General features: G+C 71.7%; 10 protein-coding genes. 2 read left to right on the forward strand and 8 right to left on the reverse strand.

Going from position 1 to position 13,785, the window contains the following annotated elements:
* Positions 1–106 precede the first annotated feature (106 nt).
* From OG892_RS04800 to OG892_RS04810, 3 genes are read right to left on the reverse strand one after another with little or no spacing between them, the layout of a single operon-like run.
* Positions 107–1,144: a ferredoxin--NADP reductase gene (locus tag OG892_RS04800; protein WP_328867800.1), complete on the reverse strand. Its 1,038-nt coding sequence runs from the start codon at positions 1,142–1,144 to the stop codon at positions 107–109.
* The gene (locus OG892_RS04805) at positions 1,141–2,847 is read right to left on the reverse strand and encodes an FAD-binding protein (RefSeq protein ID WP_371628552.1); all 1,707 of its coding nucleotides are present in this window, start codon (positions 2,845–2,847) and stop codon (positions 1,141–1,143) included. The genes OG892_RS04800 and OG892_RS04805 overlap by 4 nt, the downstream gene beginning before the upstream one ends.
* Positions 2,844–3,710, reverse strand: coding sequence for an alpha/beta fold hydrolase (locus tag OG892_RS04810; protein ID WP_371628553.1), 867 nt, complete (start codon positions 3,708–3,710; stop codon positions 2,844–2,846). Before OG892_RS04810 ends, OG892_RS04805 begins: the two co-directional genes overlap by 4 nt.
* A 284-nt stretch (positions 3,711–3,994) precedes the next feature.
* Between OG892_RS04810 and OG892_RS04815 the strand changes: the two genes are divergently transcribed.
* Positions 3,995–4,561 carry a flavin reductase family protein gene (locus OG892_RS04815; protein WP_371628554.1) on the forward strand — a complete coding sequence of 189 codons (567 nt, stop codon included), beginning with the start codon at positions 3,995–3,997 and terminating at the stop codon, positions 4,559–4,561.
* Positions 4,562–4,630: 69 nt separating this feature from the next.
* On the opposite strand, the gene OG892_RS04820 is transcribed toward OG892_RS04815, so the two are convergent.
* Positions 4,631–5,461 carry an IclR family transcriptional regulator gene (locus OG892_RS04820; protein WP_371631578.1) on the reverse strand — a complete coding sequence of 277 codons (831 nt, stop codon included), beginning with the start codon at positions 5,459–5,461 and terminating at the stop codon, positions 4,631–4,633.
* Between the two features lie 390 nt (positions 5,462–5,851).
* Between OG892_RS04820 and OG892_RS04825 the strand changes: the two genes are divergently transcribed.
* A complete protein-coding gene (locus tag OG892_RS04825; protein ID WP_371628555.1) occupies positions 5,852–9,226 on the forward strand; it encodes a pyruvate carboxylase in 3,375 nt (1,124 codons plus the stop codon).
* A gap of 61 nt (positions 9,227–9,287) precedes the next feature.
* Here the strand turns inward: OG892_RS04825 and ilvC are convergent, their stop codons facing one another.
* From ilvC to OG892_RS04845, 4 genes are all read right to left on the reverse strand, one after another.
* Positions 9,288–10,292, reverse strand: a complete 1,005-nt coding sequence (gene ilvC / locus OG892_RS04830; protein ID WP_371628556.1) for a ketol-acid reductoisomerase — start codon at positions 10,290–10,292, stop codon at positions 9,288–9,290.
* Positions 10,293–10,360: 68 nt separating this feature from the next.
* Positions 10,361–10,942, reverse strand: a complete 582-nt coding sequence (ilvN, locus tag OG892_RS04835; protein WP_371628557.1) for an acetolactate synthase small subunit — start codon at positions 10,940–10,942, stop codon at positions 10,361–10,363.
* A 14-nt stretch (positions 10,943–10,956) separates the two neighbouring features.
* Complete coding sequence (locus OG892_RS04840) at positions 10,957–12,819, reverse strand: acetolactate synthase large subunit (protein WP_371628558.1); 1,863 nt, start codon at positions 12,817–12,819, stop codon at positions 10,957–10,959.
* Positions 12,820–13,002: 183 nt separating this feature from the next.
* Positions 13,003–13,779: a 4'-phosphopantetheinyl transferase superfamily protein gene (locus tag OG892_RS04845; RefSeq protein ID WP_328867792.1), complete on the reverse strand. Its 777-nt coding sequence runs from the start codon at positions 13,777–13,779 to the stop codon at positions 13,003–13,005.
* Between the last annotated feature and the right edge of the window lie 6 nt (positions 13,780–13,785).

Here is a 13,785-nt window from a genome sequence, read left to right on the forward strand (position 1 = left end):
TTGCCGGATCCGACGATCGCGGCGGTCGCCTTGGTCACTGTTCGAACCTCATCCGGGTCGAGTGAGTGGTACGGAGGGAAGAGAAGGGGAGAGGAAGGGCTGGGCGTCAGCCGTCGTAGGTGACGCGCAGCCGGTCGCTGACCGGGCGCGACTGGCAGGCGAGGATCAGCCCGTCGGCCAGGTCCCGCGCGTCGAGGACCTCGTTGCGCTCCATGGCCACCTCACCCTCGACGAGGAGACAGGCGCAGGCGCTGCAACTGCCCTCCCGGCAGGAGTACGGCGCGTCCAGGCCCGCGGCGAGCAGCACGTCCAGCAGCGGGGTGTCGCGGGGCCAGGAGACGGTGCGGCGGACCCCGTCGAGTTCCACCTCCGCCGTGCTGACGGGTCCGGCCGTGTCCCGCTCCGGGACGGGCGCCCGGTCCGCGAACGGGTCGCCGGACAGTGAGGTGAACCGCTCCACCGTGATCAGGCGCGGTGGCACGCCCAGTCCGGTGAGCGCGTCGATGGCCAGATCCATGAAGGGGCCGGGTCCGCAGACGAACGCGCGGCGCCCGGCGTACGGTCCGGCGAGGGCGCGCAGACCGGCTGCGCCGGGTCTGCCCCGGACGGACTCCAGCCAGTGCAGGACCGTGAGCCGGTCACCGTACTTTCTCTGCAGGGTGGCCAGTTCGTCGCGGAAGATCACGGACCGTTCGTCCCGGTTGGCGTACAGGAGGGTGACGGTGCCGGTTCCGGCGTGCAGGACCGAGGTGAGGATCGACATGACCGGGGTGATGCCGCTGCCCGCGGCGAGCAGCAGGAAGTCGCCGTCGAGCGAGCCGGGGGTGAAGGTGCCCGCGGGCCGGAGCACCTCCAGGGTGTCGCCCTCGGTGACGTGGTCGCAGATCCAGTGGGAGGCATAGCCTCCGGCGGTGCGCTTGACGGTGACTTTCAGATACGGGTCGCGGACCGGGGAGCTGCACAGCGAGTAGCAGCGGGCGGCTCCGCCGGGGCGGTCCGAGGGCACCCTGACGGTGAGGAACTGGCCCGGTTCGTAGCCGAACGCGTCCCGGTCGGCGTCGGCGGGCTCCAGGACCAGTGAGTGGGCGTCGGCCGTCTCCCGGATCACCTCGACGACGCGCACGGTCAGCGGGGCGGGGCTCACGACGGGCCTCCGGTGGCGCCGGACCGGGCGGCAGCGGCGGTACGGGCGGCGGCCGCGTGCCGGGCCGCGATGTAGCCGAACACGATGGACGGGCCGATGGTGGCGCCCGGTCCCGCGTACTCGTTGGCCATCACGGACGCGGAGGTGTTGCCGGTGGCGTAGAGCCCGGCGATGGCCGAACCGTCCTCGCGCAGCACCCGGCTGTGCTCGTCGCAGACGAGTCCGCCCTTGGTGCCGAGGTCACCGATCTCGATCCGGATCGCGTAGTAGGGCGCCCTGTCGAGCCGGTCGAGGTTGGGGTTCTTCAGTGTCGGGTCGCCGTAGTAGCGGTCGTAGGCGCTGTCGCCGCGACCGAAGTCGGTGTCCCGGCCGGATCCGGCGAAGGCGTTGAACCGTTCGACGGTGCCGGTGAGCGCTTCCTCGGGGACGCCGATCTTCCGGGCGAGCTCCGTGACGGTGTCGGCCCGGTGCACGGTGCCGTTCTCGTAGAACGCCCTGGGGAAGGGCATGCCGGGCAGGATCTGGGCGAACGGGTAGCGGGCGCGGGCCTTGGCGTCCATGACGAACCAGGCCGTGGTGTGCCCGCCCTCGATCTGATCGTGTACGAAGTTGACGTAGGGCGACGACTCGTTGGTGAAGCGCCTGCCGTCGCCGGAGACGATCACGGAGGGCGGGATGCACCGCTCGGAGACCAGCGGAATGGTGGCGCCGGCCGGATGGCGCACGGACGGCATCCACCAGGCGTCGTCCATGAAGTCGAGCGCGGCGCCGAGTCCCTGGCCGGCGACGATGCCGTCGCCGGTGTTCTCGACGGCGCCGGCGCTGTGGTTCTCGCGGCCGCCCTCCGGCAGGTACTTCTCGCGCATCTCCTGGTTGTGGTCGAAGCCGCCGGTGGCGAGGAGGACGCCGTGCCGGGCGCCGATCCGCACGGCCGTGCCGTCCCGGTCGGCGACGATCCCGGTGACCCCGCCGTCCGCGCCGGTGACGAGCCCGGTCATCGGGGAGCGCAGCCGCAGCGGGACTCCGGCGTCCTTCAGGGCCATGCGCAGCCGGGCGACCAGGGCCCGCCCTCCGGTGGCCATGTGGCGGCGGGCGACCATATTGGAGGAGACCCGCCATGCGGCGACCACGGAGGCCCAGCGGCCGCGCCAGGTCCGCTTGACCATGGCGAGGTCGCGGTAGTCCTTCGCGGTGATCCACAGTCCGAGCGGGCCCTTGAGACTGTTGGGCCGCTGGTGGCGCTCGTCGTCGCCGAGCTTGCGGGTGTCGAAGGGCAGCGCCTCGACGGACCGGCCGAGCGGGCGGCCCCCCTCGTACTCGGGGTGGTAGTCGGCGTAGCCCTTGACCCAGAAGAAGCGCATCCAGCGGCTCGCGCCGAGCAGTTCCATCGCGGCCGGTCCCTGGTCGACGTAGGCGTCGAGGCGGGCGGACGGCACCCGGCCCCCGGTGAGCCGGTCGAGGTAGCGGCGGACGGATTCCCGGCTGTCGTCGTGGCCCCTGGCTCGCAGGGTGGGGTTGTTGGGGATCCAGATGCCGCCGCCGGAGATGCCGGTGCTGCCGCCGTACCTCGCGCCCTTCTCGATGACGACGGTGGACAGTCCGCTGTCGGCGGCGGTCAGCGCGGCGGCCATGCCGCCCCCGCCGCCGCCGACCACGACGAAGTCGAACTCCTCGTCCCAGGTCTCCCCGGCCCCGGCGCTCATGCCGCGTCCGCGCGGGTGAGGAAGGCGAGGACCGCGCTCTCCCAGGCGGCCTTCTGTTCGATCATCACCCAGTGCCCGCAGTCGGGGAAGACGTGCAGTTCGGCGTCCGGAATGGTGCGCATCGGCAGGATCGACATGTCGAGCGGGCTGACCCGGTCGTCGCGGCCCCAGGTGAGCAGGGTCCTGGCCCGGAGGCGGTGCAGCATGGCCCAGTACGGCGCCTCTCGGGACGCGGCGGCGTCGGCGGCTCGTGCGGCGGACGCCTCGCTGCCGTACATCAGCCGGGCACTGGCGAGGGTCTCCGGATCGGTGGCCTGCGCCCAGCGCTCCTCGATGAGTTCCTCCGTCACCAGGGACCGGTCGTGGACCATGGAGTTGAGCCAGCGGACCAGGCGCTCGCGGGTCGGTGCGTCGGTGAACTCCGTGAGCAGTCCGATGCCTTCGCCGGGCCCGGGGCTGTAGAGGTTGCGGCCGATGCCGCCGATCGTGACGAGGCGGCGTACCCGTTCCGGGTGGGCGAGCGCGAACCGGGTGCCGACGATGCCGCCCATCGAGTTGCCGATGATGTCGGCCCGCTGGATGCCGAGCCCGTCCAGGAACCGGGTCACGGAGGAGGCGGCCGTCGCCATCGGGTGGCCGTCGGCCGGGTCGCTGACGCCGAAGCCGGGGAACTCCAGGACGAGACAGCGGAAGTGCCCGGCGAACGCGGCGAGGTTGTGGCGGTAGTTGCGCCAGCCCGTGACTCCGGGGCCGGAGCCGTGCAACAGGAGCAGGGGCGGGCCGTCACCGGCCTCGTGGTAGCGCAACACGCCCTGGTCGGTCGCGAGTTCGCGCAGCGTGGAGTCGTGACTCAGCTCCGTCATCATCCCTGCCTCGATTGGCCTCGGTGTTCGGTGGGTCCGGGCGGCCGTGGCTGCCGCGCCTTCGGTTCCTGGACGGTAGCCACGCGTCCCGGGGCGGCGCGGCGGACGTCTCGGTGAGCGGGATGCGGTCGCTCACGGGGCCGCCGGCGTGCTCGGAGGGGCTGCGCCGGGGGGCGTTCCACTGATCGGGAGCGCGGTCCCGGCGGGCCCGGCCGGTGTCCTAGCTTCGGCCCCCTGCCCGGTCCGGGGCAGGCCACCGCACCGTCCCCGTCGAGGTGAGTCCGATGACCGCAGAGTCCCTGTCCGTGCCCGAGGCCCGTGAGGAGACCGCGCCGACGCCGCCCCTGATGCGGCGCGCCATGGGGACCTTCGCCTCCGGGGTCACGGTGGTGACGGGGATCGGCCGGGACGGTGATCCGGCCGGTTTCGCCTGCCAGTCGTTCGCGTCCGTCTCGCTCGAACCGGCCCTGGTGCTGTTCTGCGCCGACCACCGGGGGCGGGCGTGGCCGAGGATCAGGGAGTCGGGGCGGTTCGCCGTGAACATCCTGGCCGAGGAACAGAGCGACCTCTGCGGCCGGTTCGGGTCGAGCAGGGGCCGTAAGTTCGAGGGGCTGGACTGGAAGGTGTCCCGCTGGGGGACGCCGTCCCTGCCCGGGGTGCTGACCCGGGTGCACGCCGAGGTGTACGACGTGCGCGGCGCGGGTGACCACGATGTCGTGGTGGGCCGGGTCCTCGCCCTGGAGACGGTCGGCGAGCAGCGGCCGATGCTCTTCTTCCGCGGCGGCTTCGGCGTGGGGAGCCCGGCGGCAGAGACCCCCGACCCGTGGGGCTGGGGCGACCACTGGGGCTGAGGGTGCGACAGCTGATGCCTCCGCTCCGGAGGCACCGGCAGCCGGCGCGTCCGCCCCGCACCGCGTCCGCTACTGCCAGTCGCCGTACTGCCCCGCCGCGAGCAGCCGGTCCATGGCCTGCGGGGACCAGGTCTCCTCCGGTACGGGCGCCACGCGGCGCGCCCCCCTGGCCGGCGCCTCCGGTCCGGGGAAGAGCTCGGACGACACCTGCCGGGCCGCGGCCACGACCAGGGGGGCGACCTTCTCCAGCGGGGACAGGGTGTCGCCGACCAGCGAGATCGCCGCGACCGGGCCTTCGGGGCCGCGGACGGCGGTGGCGACACAGGCGATGTCTGGGAAGCACTCGCCACGTTCGAAGGCGAGGCCGTGACGGCGCCTGACCCGGTTGAGCTCCTGATGCAGGGTGGCGAGGTCGGAGATGGTGTGCCGGGTCAGGCGGCCGATGGCACCGGCCGACCTGGCCTCGACGTCCTCCGGTTCGAGCCAGGCCAGCATGGCTTTGCCGAGCGCGGTCGAATGGGCGGGAGCCCGGCCGCCCACCCGGGAAGGGACGGCCGCGGCGAACCGGCCGCCGACCTTGTCGAGGTAGTGCACCTCCGCACCGTCCAGGACGGCCAGATGGACGACCAGGCCGGTCTTGATCTGCAGCTGGTGCAGCCGGGCGGCGGCGGCCTCCCGGATTCTGCCGTGCGCCCCGTCCCCGCCGCCGAGGCCGAGCGCGCGGCGGCCGAGTCCGTAGCCCAGCGCGGTGTGTTCGAGCCAGCGCAGCCGCACCAGCTGATCGAGGATCCGGTGCGCCGTCGACCGGGGCAGCCGGGTGGACCGGGCCACTTCCTCCAGGGAGAGCCGGGCGGTCCGGCCCTCGAAGACGTCCATGATCAGCGTCACCCGCTCGACCATCGACGGTGGCAGCTCGCGACGGTCCGGCACATGCACGTCGAGAGCCTCATGGACAGCCGTCATGGGAGCCTCCAGTCACAGACTGAAATGAATTCTTGTTTTCCGGAATGTAACAGCGCCTCCCGAGCCGAGTGAAGACATGCGCGCCCCCTCTTTCGCCGCGCGGACCTCCGCCGCCCGCCGGGACCCGCCCACGTGACGCAGGCCATCCTCTGTGTCCGCGATCTGTGGGTAGGTCTCCGGTACGGTGTCGAACGCTTCGGGCCGGACAGACCCTGGAAGGCCCGGAGCGGTTCGCCGCCGCCGAGTGACCACGGGACACCGACCGGTGCGCCCGTGCGACATCGCCCGTCCTGACGCCACACGCTCGTGACACGACTGGGGAGTTTGATGTTCGACAAGGTATTGGTCGCCAACCGTGGTGAGATCGCGATCCGCGCGTTCCGCGCCGCGTTCGAGCTCGGGATCTCCACGGTGGCGGTGTATCCCCACGAGGACCGCAACTCACTCCACCGGGCCAAGGCCGACGAGGCCTACCGGATCGGGGAGCCCGGACATCCGGTGCGCGCCTACCTCTCGGTCGACGAGGTCATCAAGGCCGCCCGGAAGGCGGGCGCCGACGCGATCTACCCCGGCTACGGCTTCCTGTCGGAGAACCCGGACCTCGCGGCCGCGTGCTCCGAGGCCGGCATCACGTTCGTCGGACCGCCCGCCTCTGTACTGAACCTGACGGGGAACAAGTCCCGCGCCGTCGCCGCCGCCCGGGAGGCCGGCGTACCGGTACTGAAGTCCTCCGAGCCCTCCGAGGACGTCGACACACTCGTCGCCGCGGCGCAGGACATCGGATTCCCGGTCTTCGTCAAGGCCGTCGCGGGCGGCGGCGGACGCGGCATGCGCCGGGTGGCCTCGCCGGGCGAACTGCGCGAGTCGATCGACGCGGCCATGCGCGAGGCGCGCTCCGCGTTCGGTGACGCGACGGTCTTCCTGGAGCAGGCGGTGATCAACCCCCGCCACATCGAGGTGCAGATCCTCGCCGACGCCGAGGGCAATGTCGTGCACCTGTACGAGCGGGACTGCTCGTTGCAGCGCCGCCACCAGAAGGTCGTCGAGATCGCGCCCGCCCCGAACCTCGACCCGGAGCTGCGGGACCGGATCTGCGCCGACGCCGTCGCCTTCGCCCACCACATCGGCTACGTGAACGCGGGCACGGTCGAGTTCCTCGTCGACGAGCGCGGCAACCACGTCTTCATCGAGATGAACCCGCGCATCCAGGTCGAGCACACCGTCACCGAACAGGTCACAGGGCGCGACCTGGTCATCGCCCAGCTGCGCATCGCCGCCGGCATGACGCTGCCCGAACTCCACCTCTCCCAGGACGACATCACCCTCAACGGCACCGCGATGCAGTGCCGCATCACCACAGAGGACCCGGCCAACGGCTTCCGCCCGGACACCGGCACCATCTCCGCCTACCGCTCCCCCGGCGGGCCCGGGGTGCGCCTGGACGGCGGCACCGTCCACACCGGCGCGGAGGTGTCCGCCCACTTCGACTCGATGCTCGTCAAGCTCACCTGCCACGGGCACGACTTCACCAACGCGGCCCGCCGGGCACGCCGGGCCATCGCGGAGTTCCGCATCCGCGGTGTGGCGACCAACCTGCCGTTCCTGGGCGCCGTGCTGGACCAGCCCGACTTCCGGGCCGGGCACATCACGACGAGCTTCATCGAGGAGCACCCGGAGCTGATCCGGGCCCGCCCCTCGGCCGACCGGGGCAGCCGCATGCTCGGCTACCTGGCCGAGACCACCGTCAACCGGCCCTACGGCCCCCGCCCGTCCGTCATCGACCCGGCGGACAAGCTGCCGGCCCTGCCGACCGGGTCGCCGCCCGCCGGTTCCCGGCAGCGCCTCGCGGCCCTCGGCCCGGAGGCCTTCGCCGCCGAGCTGCGCGCCCAGCGGGCCGTCGCCGTCACCGACACCACGTTCCGCGACGCGCACCAGTCGCTGCTGGCCACCCGGGTGCGGACCCGCGACCTGCTGGCCGTCGCCCCGCACGTCGCCCGGACCGCCCCCGAGCTGCTCAGCCTCGAATGCTGGGGCGGCGCCACCTACGACGTGGCGCTGCGCTTCCTGGCCGAGGACCCGTGGGAACGGCTGGTGAAGATCCGGGAGACCGTGCCCAACATCTGCACCCAGATGCTGCTGAGGGGCCGCAACACGGTCGGCTACACGCCCTATCCCACCGAGGTCACCGAGGCGTTCGTCGCCGAGGCGGCGAGCGCCGGAATGGACATCTTCCGGATCTTCGACGCCCTCAACGACGTCTCCCAGATGCGCCCGGCGATCGACGCCGTGCGCGCCACCGGCACCTCGGTCGCGGAAGTGGCGCTCTGCTACACCGCGGACCTCTCGGACCCCGGCGAGACCCTGTACACGCTGGACTACTACCTGCGCCTCGCGGAGCAGATCGTGGACGCGGGCGCCCATGTCCTCGCCATCAAGGACATGGCCGGGCTGCTGCGTCCGCCCGCCGCCCGCACCCTGGTCACGGCGCTGCGCGAGCGGTTCGACCTACCGGTCCACCTGCACACCCACGACACCCCCGGCGGGCAGCTGGCCACCCTGATCGCCGCCATCGACGCGGGGGTCGACGCGGTGGACGCGGCGGTCGCCTCCATGTCCGGTACGACCAGCCAGCCCTCGCTGTCCGCACTGGTCGCCGCCACCGACCACACCGAACGGGCCACCGGCCTCTCGCTCCAGGCCGTCGGTGACCTGGAGCCCTACTGGGAGGCGACCCGCAAGGTCTACGCCCCCTTCGAGTCCGGTCTCGCCTCGCCCACCGGCCGGATCTACCACCACGAGATCCCCGGCGGGCAGCTGTCCAACCTGCGCCAGCAGGCCATCGCCCTCGGTCTGGGCGACCGCTTCGAGCTCATCGAGGACTGCTACGCCGCGGCCGACCGGATGCTCGGGCGGCTGGTGAAGGTGACGCCGTCGTCCAAGGTGGTGGGCGATCTGGCACTGCATCTGGTGGGCGCGGGCGTCGAGGCGGCCGACTTCGAGGCCGACCCCGGCAAGTTCGACGTACCGGACTCCGTGATCGGGTTCCTGCGCGGCGAGCTGGGTGACCCGCCCGGCGGCTGGCCCGAGCCGTTCCGTACCCGCGCGCTGAAGGGCCGCCCGGAGAAGGCGCAGCAGCCGCAGCTGTCGGCGGAGGACCGCGAGGGGCTGGAGAAGACACCCCGGGCGACCCTGAACCGGCTGCTCTTCCCCGGTCCGACCAAGGAGTTCGAGGCCCACCGCGAGGCGTACGGCGACACCTCTGTCCTGCCGACCCGGGACTTCCTGTACGGGCTGGAGACGGAGACCGAGCACACGGTCACGCTCGACCCGGGTGTCACCCTGCTGATCGAGCTGGAGGCCATCTCCGAGGCCGACGAACGCGGCTTCCGCAGCGTACTGGCCACCCTCAACGGGCAGCTGCGGCCGGTCTCGGTGCGGGACAGGTCCGTCGCCACCGAGGTCAAGGCCGCCGAGAAGGCGGACCGGGGCAACGCGGGCCATGTGGCGGCCCCGTTCGCCGGGGTCGTCACCCTCCAGGTGGAGGAGGGCGCCTCGGTCTCGGCGGGCCAGACCGTCGCCACCATCGAGGCCATGAAGATGGAGGCGTCGATCACCGCCCAGTCAGCCGGGGTCGTCCGGCGCCTCGCGATCGGCCGGGTCCAGCAGGTCGAGGCGGGCGATCTGCTCATCGAGATCGCCTGACGGACCCCCTGGAAGAGGCCCGCAGAGCACCGGCCGCCGGTGCCCTGCGGGCCGTCCGCTGTCATGCGTCGTCGTCGTCGACCCAGCTCATGAGCTTGCGGAGCTCACGGCCCGTGGTCTCCAGCAGGTGATCGCTGTCGGCCTTCTTGTACTCGTTGTACTTGGGCAGACCGCTGTGGTACTCCGCCATCCAGGCCTTGGCGAAGGTGCCGTCCTGGATCTCGGCGAGGACCTTCTTCATCTCGGCCTTGGTGTCGGCCGTGATGATGCGCGGCCCGGTGACGTAGTCGCCCCACTCGGCGGTCTCAGAGATCGACCAGCGCATCTTCTCCAGACCGCCCTCGTACATGAGGTCCACGATCAGCTTCAGCTCGTGCAGGCACTCGAAGTACGCGATCTCCGGCTGGTAACCCGCCTCCGTCAGCGTCTCGAAACCGGCCTTCACCAGCGCCGCCGTACCGCCGGCCAGCACCGCCTGCTCACCGAACAGATCCGTCTCGGTCTCCTCGGTGAACGTGGTCCTGATGACCCCTGCGCGGGTGCCGCCGATGCCCTTGGCGTACGAGAGCGCCAGCTCCAGGCCCTTGCCCGTGGCGTCCTGCTCGACGGCCACGATGCACGGAACGCCGCGGCCCTCCTCGTACTGGCGGCGGACCAGGTGACCCGGGCCCTTCGGGGCGACCATGCAGACGTCGACGCCCGCCGGTGGCTTGATGAAGTCGAAGCGGATGTTCAGGCCGTGGCCGAAGAACAGCGCGTCGCCGTCCTTGAGGTTGTCCTTGACGGACTCCTCGTAGACCTGGGCCTGGATCGGGTCCGGAACCAGGATCATGATGACGTCGGCCTCGGCGGACGCCTCGGCGGGCGTCACCACGCGCAGGCCCTGCTCCTCGGCCTTGGCCTTGGACTTGGAGCCCTCGTGCAGACCGACACGGACATCGACACCCGAGTCGCGCAGCGACAGCGCGTGGGCGTGGCCCTGGCTGCCGTAACCGAGGACCGCGACCTTGCGGCCCTGGATGACGGACAGGTCGGCATCGTCGTCGTAGAACATCTCGGCAGGCATGGGGAGTTCTCCTTGGTTCCTGGAATACGAGGGTGTACGGACGGGAGGAGCGGGGGGGCGGCCGGGTGCTACGCGCTCTGCGCGCTCTGCGCGCGTACCGCGGTGGTGGTGCCGGCCGGAGTCAGGCGGATCGGCCGGGCCTCGCGCGCAGTGCGGTCGGCAAGCGCCCGGGAGCCCCGGCCGATCGCGATCGCGCCGGACTGGACGAGCTCCTTGATACCGAAGGCCGCGAGCATCCTGAGCATCGCGTCGAGCTTGTCGCCGGAGCCGGTCGCCTCGAGGGTGACGGCTTCGGGCGAGACGTCCACGGTTCTGGCCCGGAACAGTTCGGCGATCTGCACGATCTGGGCGCGCGAGGTGTTGTCGGCGCTGACCTTCACCAGGACCAGCTCGCGCTGGACGGCCGAGTCGGCCTCCAGCTCGACGATCTTCAGGACGTTGACCAGCTTGTTGAGCTGCTTGGTCACCTGTTCCAGGGCGAGTTCGTGATCGACCCGGACCACGATCGTGATGCGGGAGAGATCGGGGTGTTCCGTGGTGCCGACCGCGAGCGAGTCGATGTTGAAGCCGCGGCGCGAGAACAGTGCGGCGACCCGGGCGAGGATGCCGGGCGTGTTCTCGACCAGGACGGAGAGCGTGTGCTGGGACATGTCGGGAGGTCCTCTCAGTCGTCCGCGGAGTCGCCGAAGTCGGGGCGTACGTCGCGTGCGGCCATGATGTCGTCGTTGGAGGTGCCGGCGGGGACCATCGGCCACACCATCGCGTCCTCGTGGACGATGAAGTCCACCACGACGGGGCGGTCGTTGATCGAGTTGGCCTTGTCGATGATCGCGTCGAGCTCGTACGGGTTCTCGCAGCGCAGGCCCACACAGCCCATCGCCTCCGAGAGCTGTACGAAGTCGGGCACCCGGGTGCCCTTCGCCGGGAGGCCGTCGGTGTCGGCGCCGGAGTGCAGCACGGTGTTGGAGTACCGCTGGTTGTAGAAGAGGGTCTGCCACTGGCGGACCATCCCGAGCGCGCCGTTGTTGATGATCGCGACCTTGATCGGGATGTTGTTGAGCGCGCAGGTGGTGAGCTCCTGATTGGTCATCTGGAAGCAGCCGTCACCGTCGATCGCCCACACCGTACGGTCCGGCATCCCGGCCTTCGCCCCCATCGCCGCCGGAACCGCGTACCCCATCGTTCCCGCACCGCCCGAGTTGAACCAGGTGCCGGGTTCCTCGTGCGGGAGGAACTGCGCCGCCCACATCTGGTGCTGGCCCACGCCGGACGCGAACAGGGTTCCCTCCGGGGCGAGTTGGCCGATCCGTTCGATGACCTGCTGCGGGGAGAGCAGCCCCGGGTCCGCGGGGAGTTCGTAGCCGCGCCGGTAGGTGGTCCGCCAGCGGTCCAGCTCGCGCCACCAGGCCGCGTAGTCGCCCGAGCGCCCCTCGTCCCGCTCACCGCGCACGGCGACCGCCAGGGCGTCGAGCACCTCGCGGGCGTCTCCGACGATCGGGACGTCCGCGAGCCGGTTCTTGCCGATCTCCGCCGGGTCGATGTCGGCGTGGACGACCTTGGCGTGCGGCGCGAAGCCGTCCAGCCTGCCGGTGACCCGGTCGTCGAACCGGGCGCCCAGGGCGACGATCAGGTCCGCCTTCTGCAGCGCGGCGACCGCGGCGACGTCACCGTGCATGCCGGGCATCCCCACGTGCTGGGGGTGGCTGCCGGGGAAGGCGCCGAGCGCCATCAGGGTGGTGACGACGGGGGCCCCGGTCAGCTCGGCCAGGGTGCGCAGTTCGGCGGTGGCGCGTGCCTTGAGCACCCCGCCGCCGACGTAGAGGACCGGCCGGCGGGCCTCGCCGATGAGCCGGGCGGCCTCGCGGATCTGCTTGGCGTGCGGCTTGGTCACCGGGCGGTAGCCCGGCAGTTCCAGCACCGGCGGCCACTGGAAGGTGGTGGCCGCCTGGAGGGCGTCCTTGGTGATGTCGATGAGCACCGGTCCCGGGCGGCCGGTGGCGGCGATGTGGAAGGCTTCCGCGACGGTCCGCGGGATGTCGTCGGCGTCGGTGACCAGGAAGTTGTGCTTGGTGACCGGCATGGTGATGCCGACGATGTCAGCCTCCTGGAAGGCGTCCGTGCCGATCGATTTCGAGGGGACCTGTCCGGTGATCGCGACGAGCGGCACGGAGTCCATGTGCGCGTCCGCGATCGGGGTCACCAGATTGGTGGCGCCCGGACCCGAGGTCGCCATGCACACCCCCACCTTGCCGGTGGCCTGGGCGTATCCGGTGGCCGCGTGGCCGGCTCCCTGCTCGTGGCGGACCAGCACATGGCGGACCCGGGCCGAGTCCATCAGGGGGTCGTATGCGGGGAGGATGCAGCCGCCCGGGATGCCGAACACGGTGTCCGCGCCGACCTCTTCGAGAGAGCGGATGAGCGACTGGGCACCCGTCACGTGCTCGGCGCCGGTGTCCGGCTGCCCGGTGGGACGGGTCCGCACTTGCGGGAGGAGGGGCGCGGGGGCCTGCTGCACAGCGTTTGACATCGTCAGTTCCAAAAGTCCGTAGGGGTGTTGTCGAGGACGTTTCGGTGATCGGGAGCCGCGGCGGGGGCGGCCGGTGGTACGTGCCCGCCGCCGGGTGATCACCGCATCGGGTGCACCCGGCGGACCGGGCGTGCCAGGCGTCGCCGGGCAGGCGAGACTTTGCGGACACGACCGAGGGCCGGATCAGGGCGGGGCCCCCGCCGTCCGCAGGGCATCGCGGGTGTGCCGTACGACGTCGAGGCCGGAGAGCCTCTTGACGAACGGTCCTTCCACGCTCAGCTCGCCGCGCACCGCCACCGCCGCCGCGTAGCCCCGGTCCACCGGGACGTCGAGCAGGGTCCAGCCGGACGGCGGGTACGGCCCCTCCGGGCGTCCGGAGCCGACGTAGTCGAGAGCGGGGTCGCGGCCCAGGCCCGTGCCGAGGCCCTTGAGGTAGGCCTCCTTGCGGGTCCACAGCCGGGCCAGCGCCCGAGGCCGTTCCACCGGGCTGAGCGCGGCCAGTTCGGCCTGCTCGTCCACGTGCAGCATCGAGGCGAGTTCCGCGGTGCCGTCCTCGTCGCCCACCAGCTCCACGTCGACCCCTATGGGGGCCGCCGCGGTCCCGACGACGGCGAGATCGCCCCGGTGGGACAGCGAGAAGAACAGCCGTTCTTCGGTGTCGAGCACCGTGGGCCGGCCGTGCGGTCCGCCGCAGCAGGGACAGGTGTCCCGGCCGAGGTGGACGTCCTCCGGGCGCAGGCTCAGGTACGAGCCGAGCAGCCGGCGGAGGGCGACGTGCGCGGCCGTGAACCGGGTGCGGTCGGCGGCGTGCATGAGGCCGGCGGCACGTTGACGCTCGGTCGCGTCGAGTACCTGGTCGTCCAGGATGCCGAGAGGGACATCCGAGACCCTCAGGAGCCAGAGGTCCAGTGAGCCGGGGGGTGGCAGCTCACGGACGACCCTCGGCAGGGTGTGTTCCACGGGGTC

Source organism: Streptomyces sp. NBC_00341 (assembly GCF_041435055.1).
Lineage (GTDB): Bacteria > Actinomycetota > Actinomycetes > Streptomycetales > Streptomycetaceae > Streptomyces.

Coding starts and splice junctions, on each gene's coding strand:
- OG892_RS04805 (WP_371628552.1), bottom strand. CDS start 2,847: ATGAGCGCCGGGGCCGGGGAGACCTGGGACGAGGAGTTCGACTTCGTC.
- OG892_RS04810 (WP_371628553.1), bottom strand. CDS start 3,710: ATGACGGAGCTGAGTCACGACTCCACGCTGCGCGAACTCGCGACCGAC.
- OG892_RS04815 (WP_371628554.1), top strand. CDS start 3,995: ATGACCGCAGAGTCCCTGTCCGTGCCCGAGGCCCGTGAGGAGACCGCG.
- OG892_RS04820 (WP_371631578.1), bottom strand. CDS start 5,461: ATGGTCGAGCGGGTGACGCTGATCATGGACGTCTTCGAGGGCCGGACC.
- OG892_RS04825 (WP_371628555.1), top strand. CDS start 5,852: ATGTTCGACAAGGTATTGGTCGCCAACCGTGGTGAGATCGCGATCCGC.
- ilvC (WP_371628556.1), bottom strand. CDS start 10,292: ATGCCTGCCGAGATGTTCTACGACGACGATGCCGACCTGTCCGTCATC.
- ilvN (WP_371628557.1), bottom strand. CDS start 10,942: ATGTCCCAGCACACGCTCTCCGTCCTGGTCGAGAACACGCCCGGCATC.
- OG892_RS04840 (WP_371628558.1), bottom strand. CDS start 12,819: ATGTCAAACGCTGTGCAGCAGGCCCCCGCGCCCCTCCTCCCGCAAGTG.